Origin of the sequence: Falsihalocynthiibacter arcticus (assembly GCF_000812665.2) — a bacterium.
Classification (GTDB): domain Bacteria; phylum Pseudomonadota; class Alphaproteobacteria; order Rhodobacterales; family Rhodobacteraceae; genus Falsihalocynthiibacter; species Falsihalocynthiibacter arcticus.
Window position 1 is genome coordinate 3856520 of sequence record NZ_CP014327.1, and the last position, 25559, is coordinate 3882078.

At 55.2% G+C, this 25559-nt stretch carries 20 protein-coding genes; 11 read left to right on the forward strand and 9 right to left on the reverse strand.

Features of this window, described 5'->3' with window-relative positions:
- Positions 1 to 72 precede the first annotated feature (72 nt).
- Entirely contained in the window at positions 73 to 876 is an 804-nt protein-coding gene (locus tag RC74_RS18960) for a hypothetical protein (RefSeq protein WP_039001576.1), read from the reverse strand.
- Positions 877 to 1589: 713 nt separating this feature from the next.
- Complete coding sequence (locus RC74_RS18965) at positions 1590 to 2882, reverse strand: alpha/beta hydrolase (RefSeq protein ID WP_156477523.1); 1293 nt, start codon at positions 2880 to 2882, stop codon at positions 1590 to 1592.
- A gap of 875 nt (positions 2883 to 3757) precedes the next feature.
- Between RC74_RS18965 and RC74_RS18975 the strand changes: the two genes are divergently transcribed.
- The 7 genes from RC74_RS18975 to RC74_RS19000 all read left to right on the forward strand — a co-directional run bounded on the left by RC74_RS18975 (position 3758) and on the right by RC74_RS19000 (position 9368).
- Positions 3758 to 4849 carry a LacI family DNA-binding transcriptional regulator gene (locus RC74_RS18975; RefSeq protein WP_236939981.1) on the forward strand — a complete coding sequence of 364 codons (1092 nt, stop codon included), beginning with the start codon at positions 3758 to 3760 and terminating at the stop codon, positions 4847 to 4849.
- Positions 4850 to 4869: 20 nt separating this feature from the next.
- Positions 4870 to 5865, forward strand: coding sequence for an ABC transporter substrate-binding protein (locus RC74_RS18980; RefSeq protein WP_039001578.1), 996 nt, complete (start codon positions 4870 to 4872; stop codon positions 5863 to 5865).
- A 64-nt stretch (positions 5866 to 5929) separates the two neighbouring features.
- The gene (locus RC74_RS18985; protein WP_039001579.1) at positions 5930 to 6733 is read left to right on the forward strand and encodes an ABC transporter permease; all 804 of its coding nucleotides are present in this window, start codon (positions 5930 to 5932) and stop codon (positions 6731 to 6733) included.
- A 1-nt stretch (position 6734) separates the two neighbouring features.
- On the forward strand, positions 6735 to 7526 hold the full coding sequence (locus RC74_RS18990; RefSeq protein WP_039001580.1) for an ABC transporter permease: 792 nt from the start codon (positions 6735 to 6737) through the stop codon (positions 7524 to 7526).
- Positions 7523 to 8293 (forward strand): ABC transporter ATP-binding protein, encoded by a 771-nt coding sequence (locus RC74_RS18995; protein WP_236939982.1) that lies wholly within the window; start codon positions 7523 to 7525, stop codon positions 8291 to 8293. Before RC74_RS18990 ends, RC74_RS18995 begins: the two co-directional genes overlap by 4 nt.
- Positions 8294 to 8301: 8 nt before the next feature.
- Positions 8302 to 8556 (forward strand): TOBE domain-containing protein, encoded by a 255-nt coding sequence (locus RC74_RS23220; RefSeq protein ID WP_236939983.1) that lies wholly within the window; start codon positions 8302 to 8304, stop codon positions 8554 to 8556.
- Entirely contained in the window at positions 8556 to 9368 is an 813-nt protein-coding gene (locus tag RC74_RS19000) for a phosphodiesterase (protein ID WP_039001582.1), read from the forward strand. The genes RC74_RS23220 and RC74_RS19000 overlap by 1 nt, the downstream gene beginning before the upstream one ends.
- Before the next feature lie 426 nt (positions 9369 to 9794).
- On the opposite strand, the gene RC74_RS19005 is transcribed toward RC74_RS19000, so the two are convergent.
- On the reverse strand, positions 9795 to 10802 hold the full coding sequence (locus tag RC74_RS19005; RefSeq protein WP_039001583.1) for a glycoside hydrolase family 113: 1008 nt from the start codon (positions 10800 to 10802) through the stop codon (positions 9795 to 9797).
- Between the two features lie 749 nt (positions 10803 to 11551).
- Between RC74_RS19005 and RC74_RS19010 the strand changes: the two genes are divergently transcribed.
- Positions 11552 to 13312 (forward strand): site-specific integrase, encoded by a 1761-nt coding sequence (locus RC74_RS19010; protein ID WP_082802443.1) that lies wholly within the window; start codon positions 11552 to 11554, stop codon positions 13310 to 13312.
- Here the strand turns inward: RC74_RS19010 and RC74_RS19015 are convergent, their stop codons facing one another.
- On the reverse strand, positions 13313 to 15148 hold the full coding sequence (locus RC74_RS19015) for a plasmid recombination protein (protein WP_052274661.1): 1836 nt from the start codon (positions 15146 to 15148) through the stop codon (positions 13313 to 13315).
- A gap of 479 nt (positions 15149 to 15627) precedes the next feature.
- A complete protein-coding gene (locus RC74_RS22595; RefSeq protein ID WP_169798759.1) occupies positions 15628 to 15999 on the reverse strand; it encodes a hypothetical protein in 372 nt (123 codons plus the stop codon).
- On the opposite strand from RC74_RS22595, the gene RC74_RS19020 reads away from it, so the two are divergent.
- The gene (locus RC74_RS19020) at positions 15973 to 16746 is read left to right on the forward strand and encodes an AAA family ATPase (protein WP_169798760.1); all 774 of its coding nucleotides are present in this window, start codon (positions 15973 to 15975) and stop codon (positions 16744 to 16746) included. The genes RC74_RS22595 and RC74_RS19020 overlap by 27 nt on opposite strands.
- Before the next feature lie 386 nt (positions 16747 to 17132).
- Positions 17133 to 18091 (forward strand): IS630 family transposase gene (locus tag RC74_RS21940; protein ID WP_156477400.1). Its coding sequence is split into 2 segments (ribosomal slippage): positions 17133 to 17474 and positions 17477 to 18091, totalling 957 coding nucleotides; the frame shifts between segments, so codons are not numbered across the junction.
- Positions 18092 to 18574: 483 nt separating this feature from the next.
- Here RC74_RS21940 and RC74_RS19040 read toward each other — a convergent pair.
- From RC74_RS19040 to RC74_RS19055, 4 genes are all read right to left on the reverse strand, one after another.
- A complete protein-coding gene (locus RC74_RS19040) occupies positions 18575 to 20365 on the reverse strand; it encodes an SLC13 family permease (RefSeq protein ID WP_052274663.1) in 1791 nt (596 codons plus the stop codon).
- Between the two features lie 176 nt (positions 20366 to 20541).
- Positions 20542 to 23004, reverse strand: a complete 2463-nt coding sequence (gene secD, locus RC74_RS19045) for a protein translocase subunit SecD (protein ID WP_039000970.1) — start codon at positions 23002 to 23004, stop codon at positions 20542 to 20544.
- A 46-nt stretch (positions 23005 to 23050) separates the two neighbouring features.
- Positions 23051 to 23407 (reverse strand): hypothetical protein, encoded by a 357-nt coding sequence (locus RC74_RS19050; RefSeq protein ID WP_039000969.1) that lies wholly within the window; start codon positions 23405 to 23407, stop codon positions 23051 to 23053.
- Positions 23404 to 24324: a calcium/sodium antiporter gene (locus tag RC74_RS19055; RefSeq protein ID WP_039000968.1), complete on the reverse strand. Its 921-nt coding sequence runs from the start codon at positions 24322 to 24324 to the stop codon at positions 23404 to 23406. Before RC74_RS19055 ends, RC74_RS19050 begins: the two co-directional genes overlap by 4 nt.
- A 239-nt stretch (positions 24325 to 24563) precedes the next feature.
- Here RC74_RS19055 and RC74_RS19060 point away from each other — a divergent pair, with 239 nt between their 5' ends.
- A complete protein-coding gene (locus tag RC74_RS19060) occupies positions 24564 to 25538 on the forward strand; it encodes a DUF6635 family protein (protein WP_236939984.1) in 975 nt (324 codons plus the stop codon).
- Positions 25539 to 25559: the final 21 nt, after the last annotated feature.

Here is a 25559-nt window from a genome sequence, read left to right on the forward strand (position 1 = left end):
GACTTCGAGAAGTCGGTTGCGTCGGCGGTGGTCAGGGAGGCCTCCAGCCGGTAGCAACCACTGGATCGGCAGTCACCGAAGAGGCCGCGATGTAGAAGTCTGTTTTTGCACTACCCTATTCACAAATTCTGGCTTAACGCTTTTGGCCTTCCCATTGTAAAAACGAACAATTTGGGAATTCGGAGGAAACCGATAGAGCGTTTTGGTGCTCCACATTGTAGTCTCGCTCCAAGCGCGAATGACAATCCCTGCAACACGCAAATTTGGAGTTGGCCTCAGTAAACCCACAACAAAACCTACGTTTTTTCTTTGACCCCATTTGCCCAGAATTCGTACCAACTGCCGTCGAAGTTCCTTCCATTCCACAGCATTCTCTGCATACGGGATGGCCCTCAAATAGGAGGTATCAAATTGCGGAACCCGTTGCTGATGAATCCGCGACAACTCGCAAAGGATCTGGTATTCAAGAGGTGTTGAGCATTCAGCAACTTCGCTCAACATCAAAAGCACATAGAATTCTCGATCAATCTGATCAATGAAAACATTCGGTGCAAGCACCCATTCGATAACCCTGGAGTCACCACTCAGCTGAATGTCCTCGAACAAGTCCGATTGTTTCAACTCCCGAACAACTTTTTTGAAAGTCCGCGCATCCTTGTTACCAGCTAAGCCAACATAGTGCCGAAATTCCGAGAGCACGAGAAATGCCCTTGCTTTCTCTGGGACAACGATATGATCCGCCTGCCAATCGCCAGTGTAATCATGATACAATAGCATACCGATCAGGACGCGAAAACTGGGGGGCGAGAGATCGCATTCGATGACACGCCGGTACAACGCCCAAGAAATTTGGACACGCGCGCTTTTATAAAACATGTTCATTCCATTGTTTATTTATTTGGGAGCGAAATGGTTCTTCTTGCTAAAGAAAGATCATTGGTTTGAATGCCATTGGCAGGCCGCTTCAAAGCTCATTAGAACCGTCTTGCAGTTCTGTTCGCCGGATCCAAGCGCCCTGCCCCGCCAGAGGGTGCCAGAGCACCACGTAAGCCTCTGATAAGGATTGTTATAATTGGACTGGAAGTCTTAGAAATAGACCAAATACCGAAAGGCCTTCGGTCGGTAAGAATTTTACTTATTCGAATAAAAGCAGCCGAAGCTCTTCACGAGATGAAATAGAATTTTTCCAGGACAAATGAAGATTTGACCTATGAGTAACATCACATAAGTGCCGGGCATCGGGCATCATACAATAATTGGGCAAGGTTTTGATTAAGCCACCTGCACAGAGGAATCTGTTGCCGCGATATTGCCCAACCCAAAAGTTCAAGATCACGACAGACAACGACCATGCTTTCAATAGTGAAGTTCGGTTGAGGTATGGAGGCGGCAGGTTTCAACTACTCCTTGGAGGGCGCTCGCTATCGCATCCCGAGATTTTAGTGCAACCCTCCCCCCGCCGTCGATGCCATCGAAGGGCGAACCTCGTTGGGTGTTTTCCGTATGGCCGTCAAGCCGTCAACAGCAGTACATGCTTAAGCGTCTTCTCCGCCTCACGGTGGTATCTTTGTGTTCTGAATGAGACTTGATCAGGACTGCAGACTGCGTAGGAACAACTGGACTTCATGCATCATCTGGGCCCAGGTATCCTCTTGAGGGAGAGGGATATGATTTCTACTTTCCAGCGAAACATATTTTGCCTCAGGGATTTCACTTGCGAGAATACGGCCTTGTTCAACCGGCTGTACCGCGTCTGAAATAGCATGGAGGACCAAGGTTGGGGTGCACACGGTCTCCAATATTTCCGAGACATCAAACCGGTCAATTATTTTTCTCAACTGGGCTGCATTCTCTGAGGATATCGTTTCGGTTTGCATTTTTACAAATCCGTCCAACTGCTCGGGTGTGGCATCTGGCATAAACAGTGTTGAAAAGGCGTTTACAAACGGACTGTCTGCCTTGCCCCAACCCGCTCTGATCAACCCCAGAATGGTGTCTTCATCAATGTCTCCCTGCGCCGCCTCGCGCAGGGCACGCCCTTTTGCGTATCCGCCATACAAGACCAATCCGGTGACACGCTCTGGATATTTTTGGGTAAAGCGGATGGCGACGGGAACAGCTTGTGACGCCGCAAATATCGGGAAACGATCCAATTTTCTGGCATCGGCTACCGCCTCTAAGTCGTCAACAAAGACATCGAGATCCGCGCCATCAAGGTCACGAGAAGAGAGGCCAGTGCCTCTTTGGTCGTAGCGGAAAAGCGTGTATTTACTTTCGAGAGCTTCAATCAGTGGTCTCCAGACAGGACTATGCCAGTCGAGTTCCAAGTGAGAGAGCCAATGCGCAACCCTGACCAGCGGAGGCCCGTCGCCACTTTTCGAAAAGGCGATCTTTGCGCCAAGTGATGATCGTGTAAAATGGATGTTCTGTGTATCAGTATGGTTGATCTCAATTGCATGTGCAGAAGTGTCTTCGCTTTCTTGCACTTCAACATTCAACTTAAAACCTCTGCCGTGGACTGTTTTAACGATCGCCTGTACTTGGCCAGTGTCACCAACAGCCTTCCGCGATGCATTGATGCGCGCGCTTATCGTCGCGTCGGACACACTCAACCCCCGCCAAACGGTTTCGACGAGTTCATCTTTTGTTACCAACCGTCCCCGCTTTTCGACAAGTGCCAACAATAAATCAAAAACTTGCGGCTCAAGATGAATGGCCAATCCATCCCGAAGAAATAGATATTTTTCAGGGTCGATTACGCAATTTGAAAACCTGTATGCCATGGAGCATTGAACCGCCTTTTGGCGGCAATACTCAAGAACTTTAAATGCAAACCAGGCCGAATAATCGAAATGACAAGGAATTCTAAAGCTGGCCTTCAAGCAATGATGTGGTCCTTCGTTTCTATTGATTTCATCGCAATCGAGGAGTTCCGGTCATGCAACAATATGAGACACCACAGATCAAACGCCGCGCCGATGGGTCAATCGATACCGCTCATTACATAAAAATTGGACGACAAGAACGAGCGGATCAGGCACATAAATTAGCCAGACTCGTCACACCAAAGCGCAGGATCTTTTCGTTTCGGTTTCGGCCCTTCAAGGTATTTGGGACCTGACTGGGCTAAGCGCACAGTGCGCCGATTTGAGGATTTGGCCAGTCCTCTATTGAAATTGGCCCTGGTTCCCAGAAGCCGAAAAGCGCCCCTTAAAGCAATTCTCCGGTTTCTGGTACAATGAATTAGTCACAGGCAAGGCCAGACGGGGGTGATAGTCAAATTAAGCACTTTTAAGACTGCATAAATTCATTCGAGTTTGAAACAACTTCAAAAAACACAATAACCAGAACTTAGCTTTTCCCTGCGACTCATTATGTTTACAACAGAGGAGCAAAAATGATGAGCACACATTGGCGAGTTGAAGAGGTGACGCTGCGGAGAAAGATGCTTTTCAGATTATTGCGGAGTTTTGACTTTGAAAAACCGGTTTTTCTGAATGAACCAATTTCAGAGCCTATCAAGAAAATAGACTTGTTCGAAGATAGTGATACTTTCATTTTTGCCTGAGAATTCAGCCGCCCTGAATTGGAAAGGCGAACACAGTCGATCCAATCTGACTTAGATCGGTATTAAACGATCGTCGTCGGTGTGCTCCGTTCAGCGATGACGCGATCCAAACCATCGCCACTGAGACTTTAGGAGCCCGCGTCACACTCCTGTTACGAATCTCAGATATTCATCTGGAAACGTTTCCAAATGAATGATGACATGCCCCAAACTCCACCAGCCACAATCAAAGACGTTGCACGGGTTGCGGGTTGCGGGATCGCAACCGCCAGTCGAGTTTTGAACAAATCAGGTCCCGCAAGCACCAAAATGCGCGAGCGGGTTGAACGCGCAGCGAGTGATCTGGGCTTTTGTTTCAACGCAGCAGGACGGGCCCTTCAAAGCCGCAGGTCAATGACTATTGGTTGTCTGGTGCCCTCTTTGGCAAACCCGGTGTTTGCCGAAGCTGTGCAAGGCGTGCAGGCTGAACTTTTGGGCTCTGGTTACCAAATACTAATCTCATGCTCTAACTACGACGATGCGGCGGATAACACTTCAATCAGTACACTGTTGGAAAACAATGTTGACGGAATCATTGCTACGATGGTGGCACCGGACCGCAGCACCGCATTGCTACAAGCAAAGCAGCGCGGCATCCCTGTGTCTTTGATGTTCCATGATCCGCTTGACGGGTTGGTCACTGCCTATGTCGATAACTTTGTCGCCGCATGTGAAGTTGCACGCCGTTTTGCGGCCTTAGGCCATCGACGTGTCGGCTTTTTGGCCCTGCGCTTCTCAACCTCTGATCGTTCTCGTAATCGCTATGCTGGTTTTCATGCGCAGTGTCGGGCAAGTGGACTGGCTGATCCAACATTGATCGAAATCAGCGAAGTTGAAGCGCGTCATCCCGAACAGTTGGCAGCCATTCTTGCCCGTTACCGTGATATTACGGCGCTGTTTGCATCCAATGACTTTCTGGCCATCGCCGTACAAAAAGCGGCCCGCGACTTGGAATGGAAGGTACCGCAGGATCTCTCTATTATTGGTTTTGACGGGATTGAGGTCGGGCGGCTGCTTGAAGCGCCATTGACCACAATTGAAACATCCCCCGAAGCCATGGGGCGTCAGGCCGCCCAATCGCTTTTACACGCATTGCAGGGCCTTGGGTTAGTACAACTCCCTCCCCTGCCCTTCTCTTTTCGGGAGGGGGGAACGCTTGCACCCCCCAACCCGAAAAGGACTGACGACGATCGGGTAGCCGCCCAACCGTCGTCCGTTCACCCCGCTCAAGATCAAAACTAAAATCAATCAAGGACGAACCAATGAAACATACACTTTTCGCTGCACTGGCTGCAACTGCCGTTGCCGCGCCCGCACTCGCTGATGAGGCTGTCTGCTATAACTGCCCTCCTCAATGGGCAGATTGGGCATCTATGCTGGAAGCAATCGACGAAAATCTCGGCATCAAGATGCCACATGACAACAAGAACTCGGGCCAGACCATCAGCCAGTTAATTGCAGAACGTGCCAGCCCTGTGGCAGACGTTGCCTATTACGGCGTAACAACGGGTATCAAAGCTGGTGCTGACGGCCTTGTCGAGCCTTACAAACCAGCTGGTTTTGACGAAATCCCTGCTGGACTCAAAGATGTAGATGGAAACTGGTTTGCCATCCATTACGGCACAATGGGCTTTTTCGTTAATGTCGATGCATTGGCGGGCGCCCCCGTTCCACAGTGTTTTGCCGACCTGACCAAGCCAGAGTATCGCGGCATGGTTGGCTATCTCGACCCCTCATCTGCCTTTGTCGGTTATGCGGGTGCCCTTGCGGCGAACCTCGCCTTTGGGGGTGATTTGACCAACTTTGATCCTGCAATCAAATACTTCAACGATCTGGCAGAAAATGATCCTATTGTGCCCAAGCAGACATCTTATGCACGCGTTGTTTCTGGCGAAATTCCAATCCTGTTTGATTATGATTTCAACGCCTATCGTGGCAAATACGAAGAAGATGGAAATTTTGAATTTGTGCTGCCGTGCGAGGGCTCATTGCGCGTTCCTTATGTCATGAGTCTTGTGAAAAATGCGCCAAACCCTGACGCGGGCAAACGTGTGTTGGATTTCATTCTTTCAGATGAAGGTCAGGCGATCTGGACCAATGCCTATTTGCAACCAGCACGCCCGGTAGAACTGCCAGCCGAAGTTGCTGCCAAGTTCCTGCCTGCCAGCGAATACGAGCGCGCTGTTGCAGTAGATTATGGCGAAATGGCCGCCGTACAAGCTGCCTTTGGCGAACGGTATTTATCCGAAGTAAGATAACCCTTCACTGACCATGGGGGGAGCGGCGCAGCTCTCCCCGACCGCTTTTATCAAAGGTAATAAGATGACCTCGCGAACCTTCGTTCAGCTGTGCTTGCTTCCGCTAATAATTTTCACTCTGGCCTTTTTGGCCCTACCACTTGGCCGCTTGATCCTTGCTTCTGGCGAGGGTGAATTTGGCTGGGGCATTTACCTGAAAATTCTGCAAACTCCACGCTATTACTCTACCTTGCTGCAAACGGTCCTGATCTCGATCGCGGTGACCATCGCCGCACTGGCCATTTCAACAACCACCGGATTGTTCCTTGTCAGGAACCGCTTTGCGGGGCGTGGTGTGCTGCTGTCAATTCTCACCCTGCCCCTTGCCTTTCCAGGTGTCGTTGTAGGGTTTATGATCATCCTTCTCGGAGGGCGACAGGGTTTAGTAAACCAAATTTTACCTGGCCATTGGGTATTTGCCTATTCCGCCTTTGGCCTGTTCCTTGGTTATCTCTATTTTTCGATCCCGCGTGTGTTGCTTACAGTGATGGCCGCCGCAGAAAAAATTGACCCCGCACTGGAGGAGGCAGCGCTAACCTTGGGCGCACCAACACACCGCGTTGTGCTGGATGTTATTCTGCCCGCATTGGCCCCAGCCATGATCGCAGCAGGGGCTATCGCATTTGCCACAGCGATGGGTGCCTTTGGCACCGCCTTCACACTGGCCACCAATATCGATGTGTTGCCAATGGTCATTTACACCGAATTCACCTTGTCAGCGAATATCGCCATGGCAGCAGCCCTTTCAGTGATCTTGGGTGTAATCACATGGGCGTTGCTGCTGATTGCACGCAGCTTTTCAGGCACAACCGTCGCCGCAGGAGGCTGAGATGTTCAAATCACCCGCAAAGATATTCCAACTGACAGTTACACTGCTGGCCTGTGCATTCCTTCTGGTACCAACCCTGCAATCGGTCCTGGCAGGATTAACCGTGAATTACTTCAGAGGCGTTTCCTCTGGCCTGACCTTCAAGTGGATCATTGAGGTTTGGACGCTTTATTCAGACAGCATATTCTTGTCGATCTGGCTTGCTCTGGCTTGTCTTGTTTGCACTCTGATCATCGGCGTGCCTGCGGCCTATGCTCTCGCACGCAATCCGGGACGTCTGTCGCGGATGCTTGAGGAATTCATCTCGCTCCCCCTTGCCATCCCCGGTCTTGCGCTGGCGCTGGCGCTTTTGCAGCTTTATGGAGGCTGGCGCGAGTTTCGCATCAGCTGGACGTTTATCCTTGTGGGTCACGTTCTTTACACACTACCGTTTATGGTGCGCTCGGTCATGTCAGTTCTGGCGGCGATTGACCTTAAAACGCTTGAGGAAGGCGCCGCATCTTTGGGTGCCCCCCCTCACCGCATATTTTTCGACATTGTGGTGCCAAACGCCCTGCCCGGCATTCTTGCAGGGGCGCTGACGGTGGTGACTCTATCCATAGGAGAATTCAACCTCACGTGGATGCTGCACACACCGTTTCTGAAAACCCTACCTGTTGGTCTGGCCGACAGCTACGCCTCGATGCGGCTGGAAATCGCTTCCGCTTACACCCTGATCTTCTTTGTGATGATCATTCCTCTTCTGTTGGCCATGCAATGGGCCACCGCCCGCGCCCAAAGGATCATGTCATGACGCTTTCCCTCACTCATACGGCCAAAACCTTTCCTGACGGCACGCGTGCCTTGCTGCCCACTGATCTTGAGATCGCACCGGGCGAGATCGTCTCGCTGCTTGGCCCGTCAGGTTGCGGAAAATCCACTCTGCTACGGATCATCGCAGGGTTGGAAAAGCCTGACGCTGGCGCAAAGCTTTTGTTTGATGGCGACGACGTCACACGCCTTCCGGTTGAGAAGCGCAAAGTCGGCATGGTATTCCAATCCTATGCTCTTTTCCCGAACATGTCGGTGCGCGGCAACATCGGCTACGGCCTCAAAATGCAAAAACTTCCGAAATCCGAGATCAATAAACGTGTGGAGGAAGTCATTGCCCTCTGCCAGTTAGAGCCTTACGCCACGCGCCCTATTACCGCCCTCTCAGGTGGGCAGCGCCAAAGGGTTGCCCTCGCCCGCGCATTTGCCCCGCGCCCGCGCTTGTTGCTGTTGGACGAACCGCTATCGGCTCTGGACGCCGCGCTGCGCGGGCAATTGCGCGATGAATTGGCGCAGCTTTTGCGTAGCTTTGGCATTACCGCGATTTTTGTGACCCACGATCAGGACGAAGCCATGGCAATCGCAGACCGTGTCGCGGTGATGTCCCATGGCGAAATCGCCCAAATAGGCACACCAGAGGCGCTCTACCGTGCGCCGGAAACCGAATTCGTTGCGCGGTTCATTGGGGCCGCCATGCCGCTGGGGGACACATCGATGCAGATAACCTGCATCTTGAGGCCGGAACCTTAAAGCTGTTGGTGCCCGCTGCGGGTAACAAAGCATTCGTACGCGCCGAAGATGTCCGCTTGGATGATAGCGGCCCCCTGCGGGCCAAAGTAATGTCGGTGACCTTTCTGGGCACCCATTACCGCATTGCCCTACAAGGTCTTGCACCTGATCCAATCTTTGCCTTGCATGCAGGGCTCAGCGCCCCAAAAGTAGGCGAGATCGTCCGTGTCGCCATCGCGCCTGCCGCAATCCTGATGCTACCTTCCGAAAAGAAAGCCGCCTGATGCCTGCGTTCATTCAAATCTCTGATACTCATATTGTCGAAAAAGGCCGGTTGGTCTGTGGTGCTTCCGACACAAATGCGGCGCTTCGTAATGCCGTCGCGTCAATCAACTGGCGGCGGCCATCTTTAGGGAAAATAGACTGCGCGATTGTGACTGGCGACTTGACAGACAATGGAACCGCCGAAGAATACGCCCATTTCTCCGAGATCATGGCCGAGCTTAATCTGCCATGGATCGCCATTCCGGGGAACCATGACAACCGCGAGGAGATGCGCACCGCCTTTGGCTCGCAAGACTGGATGCCAGACGCTGGCCCAATCCAATGGCTGCGTGACTTTGGCCCCTTTGCGGTCTTGGGCCTTGATACCTTGCTGGCAGAAGCCCATCACGGTGAACTGTCAGAGAGCGGGTTCACCTTCATTGACACAATGCTCACTGATCTTGCTGGCAAGCCTCTGATTGTTGCCACCCACCACCCATGGCTGCATTGCGGAATTCCAGAAATGGACGCCGACAACCTTCGCAACGGCGCGATAATGATGGAACTGCTTGAACAATATCCCGGCGATGTTCGCATGATGTCCGGACATGTTCATCGCGCAGTCACAGGAAAAGTCGGCAATATCCTATGCCAGATTGCTCCAAGCACAGGCCATTCCGTCCATCGGGACCAGCGTGAAAATGCAAAGCATGCTCTCACCCTCGAAGCCGGAGCTGTCACCTTATACATGTGGCAGGAAGGATCTCAGTCGGGGCTAATTTCGGACATTTTGCCGCTCACGACGTTTGCTGAACCGGTACCGTTCCAATAGATGTCATGTCATCGAAAAGTAGCGAGCCTTGGTTGCGAGAACTCAACTTGGATATATTGAATTGGTACAACGATGCGCGCCTTTAGTTCCATCCCCGTGCGCGCATTCCAGTATCGTTTTATATCCGGTACCGGCAGGCTTTCCACTGGATAGCAAATAACTGGCCTCACGTCGCGGCAGGCTTGGGCATCAAGGTGATGCTGGCATTAGTACATCTAAAAACCTCCGAGCCGTAGGCAAAACATAATATTCGTTCGAACTGCTGTGCGTGATCGCTCCGGCAGGCTGACGCACCTGTGTATCTCGTTACCATTCTCAATCTCCTTCATAGCAAACATTGCTCGAAAGAGACCGGAGCTAAAACGGGGCAAGTCCAGTTTTAAAAAGTTGCTCCACCCCTACAGGTCGCCGACGCATCCGCCGATGTCAGCCCTTGTTCCACCACTGCGTAATCAGTCCTTCTGCCGTCTTATTTTGCACGGTAAAATCCGTATCCTCGGCGCCTCCACCGTCTGGATCAGTGAGCCAGCGCCAGACCCATATATCTTGAATGTCGCGTTCGCTGAGTTCTGCAAACCAATGGTCCAAAACTTCGGCCTGAAGTGCCATATCACTTTGGGCAATCCGTTCTTCTGCGCTTTCCCAAGGGCGTTCAGCAGCGCCTTTCGCCGACCTAATACCAATTTCCGCTATCCAGACGGGCTTCCCGTATTTCCGCGCAACAGCTTCTACTCTGTCCAACTCTTCCGCGATGGCCTTGTCCCAATCGGCGTAGGCGTGGTCTGCACCCAAAATTGGGTAAAGCGAAACAGCAACGGCATCCAGTAGCGGCCAGAAGTCCACCTGTTCGGCTTCGTCCGCCCCATGCGCCACATATGTTAGTTTACCGGAGAATGACGCGCGCACATCGCCTATGATCTTCTCCCAGTGGTTGGAGGCAGACATACCGCGCAACTCGGTCCCGATCACCAGAACCTCGGCATTCTGGTCCTCAGCTGTACGAGAGATGTTCAGCAAGATCTGACGGTAGGCGGAATACCAACTATCTACTAACCCGTCGTCCAGTTCGATACCCCCTGCCCAACTTCCCGGCACCCAAACATGAGGCTTAACGATGGCGGCAAGACCAGCTGCGTGAAGTTGTGTGATCCCTGCGGCAATCCTGTCTCCAGGCAGCGCATCGCCCATCACTATGTCATTGGATTCATGCGACGACTGCCACAGAAAGGGAATCACAGCCGCCGCCGTTGCACCCGTGCTTGCCAGTTGGCGTATGCTCTGTTCGGCTGCAGCGCTGCCAAACGGGGCATTCTTCGTTTCGATCAGGTTGAAACCCTTTAACCACGTGGGGCGTAAGCTATCAGCAAGTGACCGTCGCACAGGTGCGATCGATACGGCTCCAAGAGTTCCAAGAAAAATGCGACGGGTAACCATATTTTCTTAGTAGCCAAGTTCTCATCATTCCTCAATGCACTCCGACCGTACACTTTGTGGTTTCAACAGAACTAAGGCATATGCAATCGCACTTTTGTCACGCAGATTATCGATCACCCAGATAAAAAACCTTCGAGCATCTGACAGATACCTCAGATAGTAGCGATCTGTAGTCAACACAGACCCGTGCCCACTGTACTTTTGCCCCCAGTCCCCCCGTCCTCCTTTAAACGCTCAATGGCAAACTTATGCCATAGAGCGTTTAAAGGACTGACAGGCATCGCCTTCTGGCCTACCAGACCCGACATCCGTTGCAATCGCAGCACTCTGCGAAATGGGCTCAGACCGGTCTTTGCTCCGCAATGCACTAAGCTCCAGCTTTGGCCGGCAACTACTTTTTACACGTAGGGTGCACACCTTGTTTTTCCCTAATTTAGACGGTTAATGAAAATGCCTCCCCAGCAACGAAAAAATTACAGTTGACGAAATGCACAATGGGTGAAACAAATTACGTCACATTTTGGAGTCGAACCGACAAACAATCTCAGTCGGTGCCTTTTTTCTGAATAAAATCAATGGCTTTGGTAGCGGCCTCCCGCCCCTACCGTCGGAGCCACTTACAACGTAAGTTGTTGAAATACCTAACGAAGTCACAGCGTGACTTCGTGGGTGTGGCATCAGAGTGTTACATCACCCTTCAGCCATAAGGCATGATCATTTCGTATCCGTCCGAATCGGATCTGAAACGAATGTTAAACCAACCCCACCTTTCTAAACGCGGAAATGTTTATCAATGGCGGCGTCGTTTGCGCCGGTTTTCCACAGGAATCGTCGATATCAAGCTCTCGTTAGGGACGACAGACCTGCGCTGCGCACATATATTGTCACGCAGGATCAGTGCGGAAAGCGATATCATCATGGAACAAATCACCCACCAACAGATCACGCCCGATATGGCGCGGCGCTGGCTTGCCGACATCATCACCAAAGAGCGGGCAAAGATCGAGAAGCTGAAATTACTGCACCGCTTTGATTCTCTCGATCCCGCCGACGATCTTCGCCACGATCAAGCAACGGCTGATGCTTGGGCACAGGTCAACGTGGACGGGTTGCACGGTGCAACGTCTGAACACCCCTTAGTTTCTCTAAATTTGGACATAATCCGCGATGACCTGACCAACGAAGCCCGTCAGAACATCGTCCAGCGTGATTTCAAAGCATTAACGGGCCACCCACAGCTTTCGGCGATTGATCGTGTAAAGTTAATGTCGCTGTTGATCGCTGGGAAAGCCGCCGCATGGAATCGGCACGGCGATGCCTTGGCAGACATCGACGGGGCAGCAGATGAACTTTGGGACAGCGCCTCAGGTGTGCTGGGTCCAGAAACAAAGGCGAAGGCCCCTGATCCAGTGCCGCAGTCTGCTCCGGAAGCAGAAACCGACGATCTTGCCCCCTCTATGCTGGCCGTCGTATCGCGGATGAATGACATGAAACGCAGTGAGGGAACCGAAGAAAAGACCCTGCGCCAATATGAAAGTTTTGTAGGCCTGTTCACAACGCTGACGGGCATCAGCGACGTGCGCCTGATCCGGCAAGCGGATGCCACCGCCTTTCGCGCAGCCCTCCATAAACTGCCAAAAAGCTGGGGCAAAAGCCCCGCTGACCGCAATGCCACCCGTGAAGATATCATGGCCCGCGCGGCCACGCTGCCTCCGGAAAAGGTTGGGCTATCGGTCGGCACAATTAATCGGCACCTTGAACATCTAGGCCAGATCGTCGAATGGGCGTCTGATGAGGGTATTTTGGTCAACACCAAACTGAAGCCCGGAAAATTGCGGCGCAAAGACACCGTTCGTGACTGCGATAAAAAGCAGGCTTTTAGCGAGTCTGAGCTACAGCGCCTATTCAAAACGCCAGTTTGGGTCGGATCAAAGTCTGAATATCATCAAACCGACCCCGGTCCCAACATCTACCGCAACGGCACCTATTGGACGCCTTTGCTTGGCGCTTTCACGGGCGCGCGCCGTGAAGAGGTCGCAGGGCTGGCACCCGCCGATATTGTCCATATCGATGGCATCCCCTGCCTGAACATCGAGGATTCCGAACTACGGCGGATCAAGAACATTTCGTCGAAACGGATCGTGCCGATCCACAGTCGTTTGATCGAGTTGGGTTTTCTGAATTTAGTGGCTAAAGCCCGCGCCGAGGATCGCATCGACCTGTTTCCCGACCTGCGCGAGCCTGCAACAGGCAAGCATGGCCGCAAACTTGGCCGCCGGATGCGCCAGATCATCGACAAAACCTATGGCCCTGAGGGAGCTGGTCTATCCTTCCACAGTCTGCGTCATTACGTCCAAAGCGCACTGGAGCATGTGCCCGAGGTCACCGACAAGGTGCTGCGCGATATAGTGGGCCATGAGGGAAAGGATATCCATGATCGAACTTATAGCAAGCCGACGCCGCCCGCCGTGCTGCAGGCGGCTATAGAGAGACTGCCGCTGGTGATATGATCATGTCCCCGGCCCCTCGGAAGTTGGGGCGGCCTCTGAATTGGCGTTCAGGATGCGGGTCAATTCGGCCCGCTGATCCGCTTCCCAGCTCTCGCGCAGATCAAGGACATAGGCTGCGTCCGCTGCTAACTCTTGGCGTTCTTTGGTCAGAATGCTTTCAATCGTGAGGCTGATCGATTGAGCGAGAGGGCCCAACTTCAGTATTACGGGCCGGAGACGGGTCAAAATCTGCCCACGTTCTTCCTTGATCTTTGGTGCATTCGGCCCCCAACCCAGCGTTTCTTCGCTCGGGTTTGCTGCCGAGATCCAGCGCAAGACGGCACTGCCAAGCATATCGATGCCTTCAACCAGCGTCTTCATCAAAATCTCCGCCTTTGAGAGCTTCGCTTCTGCTTTTACAACCCGAGATTCAACTTCCGTCAATTCAGCCTTAGCCGCAGCCATCTTCGTTTTTTCCGCGTTCAAAGCCTGCGCCTCATCTTGCCTCGCCACTATTAAAGATTGAACCTGTCTTGAAGTCAGGGTCAAAGCCTCACCTTCAATTTTCATCAACGATTGCAGGCGATCAAGCTTTTGGCCCTGCACCACCACATCATCTGCGGCCAGATCCCTTTTATTGGAAACCTCCTCGACCTCTGCCAGCACACCAACAAGCTCCGATTCTGCCTCTTCAATATCCGCCTTTATCCCCTGCATTTTCCCGACCTCAACAACCGTCTCTGCCTTCACCTCCTGTAGAGTTTCCTCCGCCACCTGCGTTGCCTGAACAATATTTGCCGCCTTCCCTTCTATGATGACGAGTGCAGCTTCGGCATCAGCCCTTCCTTTGCGGGCGGCATCAGCTGCCCGCTCCTCTTCTTTGCGGTGGCGCTCTGCCGCGGCCACCTCGCGCGTCGTCGCCTCTTTTCTTTTATGCGCTTCTTTGATCGCGCGTTTGCGCGATTTTCGGATAGCGACTTCGCCCGCATTCCGGCCATCATCGATTATCACCTTGGCTTCGCTTTGTGCCGCATCAATAATCTCATTGGCCACCTCATGCCCCGTAGACTGCTGGTTTGCCCGCCATTCCGAAGGTGGAATATGGCGGCGCTTTTTCGGAACGACTTCACCCGCCGCCTTAGCCAGCCGCCGCGCCTCGGCTCTACGCTCCCCCCGCGCGAGTCCAAGCGGTGCAAAAGCCTCACCAGCCAAATCCTGCGCGTCTTCGTAAGTGCTGAAAAGAGGATTCTTGGAAGCTTGCATCAACACCTGCCGCCCCCGATTGGTTGTGACTTTTTCGGTCCAAACAGCGACAACAAAATGGATATGAAAGGCTTCCTCGTCATGATGGGCGTTGGCATAGCGCAACTGACCATCGGGGAAATGTTGCAGCAGAAAATCCATTGCTGTGCGTTTAAACGAGCCAACCTTTGCCGCATCCCATTCCGCTTGTCCCGTCCCACCAAGCCACTCTTTGTTGACCGTCAAGATACCCTCGCGCAAAGGACCCCCACCTGAACACCGCCGCCAAGGATCACTTTCCCCTTCAACAATCAGGGCCGCAAGTTCAGCTTTCCGGCTTTTCTTCAAAAGTGCCTCCTGCCGTTCATGGAAATTGTTGCGTTTTGCCGCAGCGACTTCAGCCTTGATCGTTTCCTGCCATTTCGGCTCGCAGTGCAGAACCTCATTCAGCCTCGAAGCATCCAGATCAACATGAGACAGATCGCCACCACTACGATGGTCATGCATATCAAACCGACCGAGGTTATTCGGATGCAACCCCTGAAACCGAAGAACAACCGGCGGCTTGGTTGCGCTGACAGGTTGGGGATTGTCAAATTTGGAATGCTCAGACATGATGGACCTCGGATTATCTGCTTTCCCTAAGAATGCGCGATAGCCCTGAAAACCCCGGCACAGGTTTCGGAAGTTTTCTTTTCGTTTTGCATCACAAACCCGTGATAATTTCCGCGACGCTACTCACTAGTCATGTTGCAGTCCGGTCAAGCCCTTCCCACAACATGACGTTCGCTCTGGGGATACCCCCGAGACCCCTTCTCGTCGTCTCTGTTCGGGCAGAGCCCTTCCTGATCCTCCTGCGACCAGCAGTCTGCTGGACCCTCCCCGATAATAGAAATTGCTTATCTTACAATGCTTTGTAAACCCTTTTGCATGTTTGACATCAAGCAACCTTTTCCCGCTTACATCCACCGCTGTCAGCCCACTATGCTTATCACCATGATGAAACACCTTTCCAGTCGAATTACTCGCATAGGCGCATAAGACCCTTTCCGGGTCCATGACGCCTGCTGCTCCCTAATCGAATGCCGCCCCCCCTATGGGGCGAATGAAAGGCCCCCCATGACCACATTTACTGTCCCTGCCCGTTTCGTCAGATTTGATCTGCCCACATCGCCAGAAGATTCCGTCGAGAAGGTGCGTGATCGCCTGATCCCCTCGACACCCTCCTTGAGGGGCTGACCGAACCGACAGGCGATGTCGCAACGCCCCGTCCGCCCGACGCAGGCTCCCCCAGCCGCGCAATCACATGGAGCCGCCGCTACATGCGCCGTCCCACGGCCAGCCTTGAGCGGCTGAGCCATCTCAAACCCGACGACCGCGCCCCACTGCTTGCGGTCGCCAGCGGTGCCCGTGCCGTTGGCGTGCTTGGCCGTGACCGGATGGAAGAACTGATCGCAGAGTTGCACGCGATCTATCCATGGCTGACTTCAGCCTCAACGGCGGTCATGAAGCATATGCGGTTGCGAACCCTCACCGGCCCCGCGCCCCTGCATACACCGCCGCTGATCCTTCTTGGCCCGCCCGGCATCGCAAAATCAAGCTGGGCGCGCGATCTTGGTCAGGTGTTTAAGGTGCCGTCGGTCGATATCGATGTAGGCGCAACAAATGGTGCGACGTTTTCGGTTTCTGGAATTGAGCGCGGCTGGGGCTCCGCCACGCCAAGTCGCGTGGTGCTGACCATGCTGCGCGAGCGTCTGGCGAATCCGTTGGTGATCTTGGATGAGGTCGGTAAAATCCCGGAACAGGTGGCGACCAGCAGCGGCGGCAAACTGCCCGGCGCTTTTGAAGTGCTGAAAAGCATGATCGAGCCGACCACGGCCCGTGCATGGGTCTGCCCGTTCTACCAAATCCCTTTCGACTTGACGCGGGTGAGCTGGATCATGACCACCAATTCGAACGATCGGATGCCCGCTGCATTTCTGGACCGCTGCAAGGTCATCCGTCTGGACCCCCCCAGTTTCGACCATCTGGCTACCGCCGGAGCCCACCTCTTGCGCGACCGCCTGCCCGAAGATCAACACGATCTCGGCGGCGAACTGCTGAACGAGGGACTGCGAAGAATTGGGCAAAAACATGCCCGCGTGTCACTGCGGCAGGTCGAAAGGATGGTAGAAACCGTGATCGAAGGACTGAGCAGCCCGAGGCTGATGTAACGTGGGCGAAGCGGTGGCGCTTCCATTCAGAATGCTAACGCCGGGCTAGTCTGGGAACCACATGCGCGATGCTCTGAGACGCTGGAGGACCGCATCAAAGCGACTATGCTCGTTAAGGAACGGACCCCGTCAAGCAATGGAACTGGTTCACTCCGGGCCTTGCTGCGCGGCGATGGCATCTGCTATTATCTTATAGGCGATGGCTTGGCGTGCGACGTAGCAAAGATCCGTCTGGGTATGGGCAGCTTTATTGCCCATCGTGGTCTTGAGCTACGGTGTGCGGGTTTCTTGGGCTATCATTTCTTAAAGCGTCGAGCTTAAATATTGAATCGATAGGATTCCGTTGAGTTCAGTTTTGTGATTCACTCTGGTTGGGAGGATGGATCATGTCAGCAGCATTACCGATGGCGCTTCGGGCGCGGTTTCAAGAGTACATTGAGGAAGGGTTGAGCGGTCGTGCGGCGGCGGCGCGTTTGAAGGTTTCGGCGGCCACGGGCGTTCGCTGGCTTCGCAGAATCCGTGAGCGAGGCAATGCCACACCGGATGTCCAAGGGCGACCAAAAGGACACGGAAAGCTCGCGCTCCACCGTGAGTTTCTTGTAGAGTTGGTCGCGCAGGATGGTGACATCACACTGCCAGAACTGGCCGGAGCGCTGAAGGCCGCCACGGGTGTTGTTGCCCATTCTGCATCTATCGGACGGTTCCTGCGCAAACTTGGTTACACGTACAAAAAAAGTCACTGGTGGCCACCGAGCGGCTCCGCGCCCATGTGAAGCTGCGTCGTCGGGACTGGTTCCGGTACCGTATTCCGGCAATGCAAGCGCATCCTGAACGGCTCGTCTTCATAGACGAGACGTCAGTAAAAACCAATCTGACCCGACTACGTGGGCGCAGTCTATGCGGAAAGCGTCTGGAAATGGACGCACCGTTTGGGGCGTGGGGCACTCAGACGTTCATTGCAGGCCTGACGCAAGATAACCTGATTGCACCATGGGTCATCAAGGGGGCGATGGATGGTGAGGCGTTTGAAGTCTACGTCCGCAATGTCCTTGCCCCGGAACTGCGACCAGGCACTGTCGTCATTTGCGACAACCTTGCCACCCATTACAACAAGGCGGCTGCAGAAGCCTTGCGGGAAGTCGGGTGCTGGTTCCTCTACCTGCCGCCGTACTCACCCGATCTCAACCCCATTGAAATGGCCTTCTCAAAACTCAAAGCCCACCTTCGAAGGATCGGAGCCAGAACATTTGACCAGATGTTCGATGCCCTCGCCAAAATTTGCAATCTCTTCACGCCAGACGAATGCTGGAACTTCTTTTGTGAGGCGGGATACGGATCAAGTTAAAAGCTCGATGCTTTAGGGCTGCCGAATCCGGCGTGGCGAAGTTCGGCGCGCGCGGATTCGCTCTGTTTGGCGCGGGTGTGCAGACTTCCTGCCCATCGGTGATTGAAAATCGACGCCTACGCCGCACTTCCGGTCTTGGTCCAGAGATTCTCCGGCGAAAAAGTGATAAGCCTCATTCTGAACTGCCTCCATTTGATCAGACGGGCCTTCTATGGTCTGGCCCGTTATTCCGCAACGGTCGCAGCGCCAAAGCAATCGGATCGGGATTATCCCTTCGATTCCCTTCAAGTGTTCCTCATTTTTCCCGCGCTCTTCTCACTAATTAAATGGCTACTGCTCATTGAATTTCAATGACGTCACCGGGACGTAGGCGTTGTTTTGCTGATCCCAGAAAGCCTTTTTCACCCCATTGTTCCAGCACAGAAATTTCGCTTTGAGCCGAGACAAACCTGCTTGATGGCGGACGAACGCTGATATCTTTTTTTAGGGCACCAGTGGCCAAACGAGCGGGATCAGCAACACCGTCGTTGCCCCGATAATGATATTCATCGGAACACCGATCTTGAGGAAATCAGTAAATCTGTACCCACCAGCGTTATAGACGAGCGTATTGGTCTGGTAGCCGATTGGCGTCGCAAAGCTTGCGCTTGCAGCAAACATCACAGCTACAACGAAAGGACGCGGATCAAGGCCAAGCTGGATTGCCACGCCCGCAGCGATCGGTGCCAGCAGGACGGCGACTGCATTGTTGGTGACCAGCTCCGTCAGGATCGACGTCAGGGCAAAGACCAGTGCAAGGGCGACAATCGGTTGGACCGTGGACAGCAGCGGCGATACCTTGGCGACGATCAGCGCAAGCGCCCCCGAATTGTCCAATGCGCTCCCCAATGTCAGCATCGAAACGATCAGCAACAGCAACCGGCCGTCGATCGCCCCCACTCCTTCATCCGCATCAATGCAGTTTGTCAGCAAAACCACCGCAACCCCGATCAGCGCAAGGGTCAGGATCGGGGCCACATTCAGAGCCGCCAAAACAACAACGGCAACCATGGTGGCAATCGCGATGGGGGCTTTCTTGCGGCGAAAGCCCCGCGAGGTCACGGGGGAAAGCTCGATCAACTGTTCTTCGACGGCAAGCCGCGTGATATCTTCCTGCGCACCGTCAAGTAGGAGAGTATCGCCGACCTCCAGTTTCATCTTTGCAAGACGCATGTCGACCGCTGCTCCCTTTCGGTGGAGTGCGACCGGATAGACCCCGAAACGGCGGCGCCACTGCAAGCGCCCGACCATTCTGTGCAACGCTTTCGAATTCGGGCCGATCAGGACCTCGACAATCGACGTGCGCCGGGCGGTCGACGGCTCGGTGCCCAGAACGGCGTTGCCCACCGCAGCGCCGTCGCGAAACCCCATTATCTCGGTATCTGTGGTCTTCACAACCACAACATCACCAGCCGCCATCGTCGATGTGGCGAGGGTTGCGCGCAGGGAAAGGTCGCCACAGACAAGATCAACGACCCGACTTCCGGCCTTCTTGAAAGCGTCAACTTCCAGCACAGTCTTGCCGATCAATGGCGAGCCCGCAGGAATAAACAGTTCAACCAGCCAGGTGCGGCCGTCGCGCTTGGACTGAACCTCTCCGACCGTCTGTCGCACGGGCAGAAGGCGCGGAGCGGCGATTGCCAGAAAAGCTCCGCCAACGATGGTGACGACGATTCCGACAGGCGCGATCTCGAACAGACTGAACGGTGCCATCCCCAGATCGCGTGCAACGCCATCCACCAGCAGATTCGTCGAGGTCCCGATCAGCGAACAGGTGCCGCCAAGAATAACCATGTAAGACAGCGGGATAAGAAGGTGCGAAGCCGCAATCTTCATCTGACGCGCAAGGGTGATCACGACCGGAATCAGCACAATGGCCACCGGTGTGTTGTTCATGAAAACCGAGGCCCCAGCGGCGGCACTGAAGAACAGCGCGAGTGTCAGGACCGGACGGGTCGAGGCATATCGACCAAGGACATTGCTGAGGGCCTCAAGTACGCCCGTCCGGACAAGGGCCGCGCTGAGGACGAACATCGCGCCAATGGTTGCAGGTGCAGGATTAGCGAGCGCGTCCAGAACATCGGTCGGCTTGACAAGTCCGATGGCAAGAGCTGTTGCCGCCCCGCAAAAGGCGACAACATCCGGGGATCGCAGTTCCAAGACAAAGGCTGTAAAAACACCGAGGAACAAGATTACGGCAACGTAAGGTGCCAGTGTCAAAAAGTCGATTTCCATGATGTGTTCAGGCTCCTTTAGGCCAGTGGCGACGCGGGTTCAGGCTCTCTCGACTTGAACTGCATCCTTGTTTTCTTATCATACATTCAGGTGCAAGAAACGGTCAGAGTGACCTTGCCCAGCGAACTGCGATAGAGGTATCTCGCCGGGGGATTGCGCCCCGGCGATGGTCGTTTTCAGGCCAGATTGCGCAGGGCATCCGGCATAACCGCAACCTTGTTGCGCTGCGCGAGCCAGGCGAGTACCGGACCCGCCACAAACAACGAAGACGCGGTGGCGATTGTCACGCCCGCAATCATTGGCCAGGCAAAGCCCGATACCGCTGGCCCACCCCAGATCGCCATCGGCACAATCGCTGCGAGCGTTGTACCAGAGGTAAAGATGCACCGAGCCAGAACCTGATTGAGACTTCGGTCGATGACATCAGCCAAGGGGTCTTCATGGCCTTCAGCAAGGTGTTCGCGGATCCGGTCATAGACCACGACCTTGTCGTTGACCGAATAACCGATCAGCGTCAGCAAGGCGACGATGGTGGTCAGGTTCACCTCCCATCCCATTAGGGCGATGAAGCCAAAGGTTTTGGTGACGTCAAGGAAAAGCACCGCGATGGCCCCAGCAGCAAAGTGCCATTCGAACCGGACCCAAATATAGGCCAGCATCGCCAGGACCGCGAGGCCAAGTGCCAGCAAGCCGGTGGTTGCCAGTTCGCCGCTGATCGTTGGGCCAACAAGGTCGATCTGGTTGAACACCGCATCTGGGATCACGTCTGTTGCTGCACGTTCGACCGCGGCAACCGTGGCCTGCCCGACCTCACCCTGCACCCGGATCAGCGCTTCATTGGGATTGCCGAAGGCCTGCAGGCTCGCGTCGCCCGGTACCTGTTGCGCGATGGCGGCACGCAACTCGGACAATGGGACGGGCACGTCCGAGCGCAGGACCATCTGCACCCCGCCGGTAAAATCAATCCCAAGGTTAGGCCCAGGCACCGCAAGCAGGCCCAGCGACCCCACTGACAGCACTGCCGATATTGCAAGTGCGAGTCGCCCGCGCCGCATGAAGGAAAGTCTCCTCGGCGCTGGCACGCCACCAAACAGCGGCGCGATGGCGAGCCGCTTGAGTTTGCGGCGACGCACCAGCGTCTCCATCATGAACCGCATCACCGCGACCGCCGTGAACATCGAGATGACGATGCCAAGGCTCATCGTGACGGCAAATCCCCGGATCGCCCCGGCGCCAAACATGAAAAGCAACACCATCGCCAGTAGCGTTGTGATGTTGGCGTCAAGGATTGTCGCCCAGGCCCGCCCATAACCGAGCGTCAGCGCCTTGATCGCGATCGCACCTTTGGCGGTTTCTTCGCGGATACGGCTAAAGATCAGGATGTTGCTGTCCACTGCAATGCCAAGACACAGGATGATCCCGGCGATCCCCGGTAACGTCAGCGTCGCCCCCAAAAGTCCCAACGCGGTCAGCGTAAGCATTACGTTCAGCCCAAGAATGGCGCTGGCCAGAAGGCCCCAACCGCCGTAAAGCCCGACCATGATCGCCACCACCAGCACCAGACCTATTGCGCCCGTCACCAACCCCGCACGGATGGAATCCGCACCAAGTGTTGCACCCACGCTGCGTTCCTCGATCACGTCGAGCGAGGCAGGAAGTGCGCCCGAGGTCAGAAGCACCGCCAACGTCTGCGCCTCCTCAAGCGTGAAATCACCGGTGATCTGACCTTGGCCGCCCGGAATGGCCTGCTGGATGACCGGGGCGGTCAGAACTTCACCATCCAAAACAACCGCAAACCTTTGACCGATATTGGCGGCCGTAATCTGGGCAAATGCAACGCCGCCCTGCCGGTCGAAATTAAAGGTAACCATCGGCTGGCCGGTGTCGGGTTCGAACCCCGAGGCCGCCGCATCCAGCTGATCGCCCGACAGTGCCACACGGTCTTCAACTGGGATCTCGCCCGTGCCGTCCCGAAACGTCAGCAGCGTCACGCCCGGTCCGGGCCCCGATGCGACCATCTGGAAACTCATCTTTGCAGTCGATCCCAAGAGCGCGCGCAATTGGGCCGGGTTCTCGACGCCCGGCATCTGGACAAGGATGCGATCATCGCCGGCCCGGCTGATCACCGGCTCGGAGACACCGACCTGATCAACCCGGTGGCGGATCACTTCGAGGCTGGCATCGGCGGCATCGCTTGCCGCGCGATCAAGTCCGGATGAAGTTAGGGACAACCGCACTAGGCCGTCGGACAGGTCGAGGGTAAAGTCCGGTGGGATACCGGACTGAGCGGTGGCGGACGCCGCCACCTGCAAAGCCGCAAGTAGCGCGTCGTTTGCGGGAGCAGACAGTGCGGTGCCGTTCACCCGGATCGTTGCCGGGTTCAGGTTCAACGTGCGCATCTCGGATACAAGTATCTGACGCAACTCCTCAAGGCGCGCGGTTGCCAGATCCGCGCGATTGATGGCGAGCAGCAGATGCGCGCCACCCTGCAGATCAAGGCCGAGTGAGACCGTCTGGCTGGTTGCCCAAGGCGGCAGCGTGTCGCGTATGTCTTTGGAAAGAAAGTTCGGAAGGGCCGTCACCACTGCCAGTAGCAGAAGGACGGCATAGGTCATCACAACCCATGCTGGTCGGCGCATTTTTAGTATCCTTTGGTGCCTGAGTGTTCGGTTTGACGTCGGGATGTCAGACCGCAGGCGGCCCCCGAACTGGCGGAAGGATAGTGATTGCAGGAGTAGAAACGGATGCCACATATTGCCACGACACACGCGCCAGCGTTAGTCGTTGTTTGGGAACTTTTGGTGCGGGCGCAGTGGCCTGCGGTGTGTCGCCCTCGGGCAATGGCGCGCGTATCAGATGGCTCTGCGCCGTAAGGATGACCGGAGCAAATGCGGTCACAATTGCCTCAACGGGGCCATTGTGCGTGGCCGTTCGTTTCGCGCCGACATGATGCGCCCCAAAAAGCGCAACCGCCAGCACAAGGGATAGCCGCGACAAAATCGCGGCTATCCCCCTTGCGGCTTGGCCACGCTCCTTTGTCATCCCTGCGCCGCCCAGACATAGGCGGCATATCCCGCCAGCATCACGACCCCAATGCCGCGTCCAATCACCGGCCGGGTCAGCAGAAGCAAGGTCAACACCAGCGACACGGCAATCATCGCCGGAAGGTCGAAGGTCAGGAACCGCGACGCCACCGGGATTGGCGCGATCAGTGCGGTGACGCCGAGAATGCCCAGAACGTTGAAGATGTTCGACCCGATGATATTGCCGATAGCGATTTCGGACTGACGGCGAAAGGCCGCGATCAAGGATGTGGCAAGTTCCGGTAGGGACGTTCCGACGGCGACGATTGTCAGTCCGATGAATGCCTCCGAAATGCCATACCCACGCGCGATCGAGACTGCGCCGTCTACCAAAAATCGCGCGCCGACCATCAAGGCGACAAGCCCGCCGATGACCCAGAGCACCGACACAAGCGTTGAGGCCGGAGGTTCCAGACTGTCGTCCTCCGCCGCGGCCTCACCCGACTTCAGATAGGCCCAGATCAGATAGGCCACCAAGACGCCGAACAGAACCAGCCCGGACAGGCGCGTCATCTGGCCAAAGGCGAAAATCGGTACCAGCAAAAGTGCCACTGACATCATAACCGCCGTGTCGCGCCGCAGGGTCGCGCCCATGACCTTGATCGGCCAGACCAGAGCCGAGAGGCCGACGATCAGCAAGATGTTGGCGATGTTGGACCCGATGATGTTGCCCAACGCGATATCGGGAACGCCGCGCCAAGCTGCGTCGACCGAAACCAGAAGTTCAGGCGTAGATGTGCCGAAGCCCACGACAGTCAGGCCGATCAGCAGCGGCGGGATCGCCAAGCGCCGAGCGATGCCGACACTGCCCCGCACAAGCGCCTCGCCGCCGAAGAACAGACCGAGCAGTCCGACGAACAGGTAAAAATAGTCCAAATTGTTGCCCCCAGGGGCGAGTGATGTGCCCTTGATTGAAAATTATGGATGAGGCCGAGCGCTTGCAAGGGCTGCCCAAAGATAATTCTCGGACGGACAAGCCGCACAAATATGCTACGCAGCGACCCTTGAAGGAAAGCAGTGGCGACACGACTTCTAATATTGGATCCCAAGGCGGGAGGACGTTACCCATTCCTGCCAAAAGAAAAGCGCCAGCGCAGAAACAAAGGAGATGGTGGATGACCACCATGATCTCATCATCGAGTACCATGTCAAAAGGCGACGCCTCCGGTCCTGACGGCTATGCATATTTTGCTGACCGACGGAAAAGGGTCGACCAATTCATTGATCACCACTTTACCTGGCCTGGGACCTTGCATCTACACAGCGCGGCGTTTGGTTGGGATGTCCTGCGTGCGCCGATCAACGTGATCCTGTCTCCGGTCCTCGTCCTGACTCGGATCGTCGCCATTGTGTGTCGGCGGATCAGGTTGCCTGCAATTGCAAACTGGCTTGCGGCGCGGCGTATCCTGCTGCCCACGGCGGTCTCGCGTCGGGTAGAGGCTCTTATTGCGACTGACCTTCTGGTCCTGCCTATGTCGCAAGGGGCAGCGGCTTGTGACCCGAGTGCGCTGTCCCGCGCCGTTCTTGCAGCCCCCCAGTTTCGCGAGTTGATCCGTAAACGCGCAGACGCGGCAGAGGTGCAGGTTCTCGGTCAGAGGATTGCGGATGCGCTTGGTGACTACGCGGGGACGCGGTCGGCGGTGGCAGAGATGACCACGGGCCTGGTCACGCTGACCGTGGGCGCGTTTGTGTTCCAAGCTCTGACACCTGGCATGATATCGATGGCACCCGGCGTTGCGGACGCCATGGCCCAGACCACTGCTATTGCGGAGTTTCCCATGGGTCAGACCATCGGAGGCCTATGGTACGGCATGTTCCCCACAGGCGCATCACCCCTGTTTTTTGCCACAAGTGTGACGATCCTTATCATGATTGGGTCGGTCTTTGCCGCGTTTGCGGGTGTGCTGGCCGATCCGATCCAGAGCCGTCTTGGCATTCACCGCCGTCGTCTAATGCGCCTGATCGATACGCTTGAGGTGGAGCTTTGCGGTTCCGGCGACAAGCCCTTCGCCGTACGCGAACACTACTACGCTCGGCTTTGGGACCTTTGGGATATCGTCGGAAGTGCATTTCGGCTCTTTCGGAATTAGCGCGCGGCTGGATAGGCCTGC

Excerpts from the sequence above, each read along its gene's own strand:
- RC74_RS19005 (WP_039001583.1), bottom strand. The coding sequence starts at position 10,802 with ATGGTTACCCGTCGCATTTTTCTTGGAACTCTTGGAGCCGTATCGATC.
- RC74_RS18980 (WP_039001578.1), top strand. The coding sequence starts at position 4,870 with ATGAAACATACACTTTTCGCTGCACTGGCTGCAACTGCCGTTGCCGCG.
- RC74_RS18995 (WP_236939982.1), top strand. The coding sequence starts at position 7,523 with ATGACGCTTTCCCTCACTCATACGGCCAAAACCTTTCCTGACGGCACG.
- RC74_RS19060 (WP_236939984.1), top strand. The coding sequence starts at position 24,564 with ATGACCACCATGATCTCATCATCGAGTACCATGTCAAAAGGCGACGCC.
- RC74_RS19000 (WP_039001582.1), top strand. The coding sequence starts at position 8,556 with ATGCCTGCGTTCATTCAAATCTCTGATACTCATATTGTCGAAAAAGGC.
- RC74_RS19010 (WP_082802443.1), top strand. The coding sequence starts at position 11,552 with ATGTTAAACCAACCCCACCTTTCTAAACGCGGAAATGTTTATCAATGG.
- RC74_RS19020 (WP_169798760.1), top strand. The coding sequence starts at position 15,973 with ATGGAAGAACTGATCGCAGAGTTGCACGCGATCTATCCATGGCTGACT.
- RC74_RS19015 (WP_052274661.1), bottom strand. The coding sequence starts at position 15,148 with ATGTCTGAGCATTCCAAATTTGACAATCCCCAACCTGTCAGCGCAACC.
- secD (WP_039000970.1), bottom strand. The coding sequence starts at position 23,004 with ATGCGCCGACCAGCATGGGTTGTGATGACCTATGCCGTCCTTCTGCTA.
- RC74_RS18975 (WP_236939981.1), top strand. The coding sequence starts at position 3,758 with ATGAATGATGACATGCCCCAAACTCCACCAGCCACAATCAAAGACGTT.
- RC74_RS19040 (WP_052274663.1), bottom strand. The coding sequence starts at position 20,365 with ATGGAAATCGACTTTTTGACACTGGCACCTTACGTTGCCGTAATCTTG.
- RC74_RS18985 (WP_039001579.1), top strand. The coding sequence starts at position 5,930 with ATGACCTCGCGAACCTTCGTTCAGCTGTGCTTGCTTCCGCTAATAATT.
- RC74_RS18960 (WP_039001576.1), bottom strand. The coding sequence starts at position 876 with ATGTTTTATAAAAGCGCGCGTGTCCAAATTTCTTGGGCGTTGTACCGG.
- RC74_RS18990 (WP_039001580.1), top strand. The coding sequence starts at position 6,735 with ATGTTCAAATCACCCGCAAAGATATTCCAACTGACAGTTACACTGCTG.
- RC74_RS19050 (WP_039000969.1), bottom strand. The coding sequence starts at position 23,407 with ATGACAAAGGAGCGTGGCCAAGCCGCAAGGGGGATAGCCGCGATTTTG.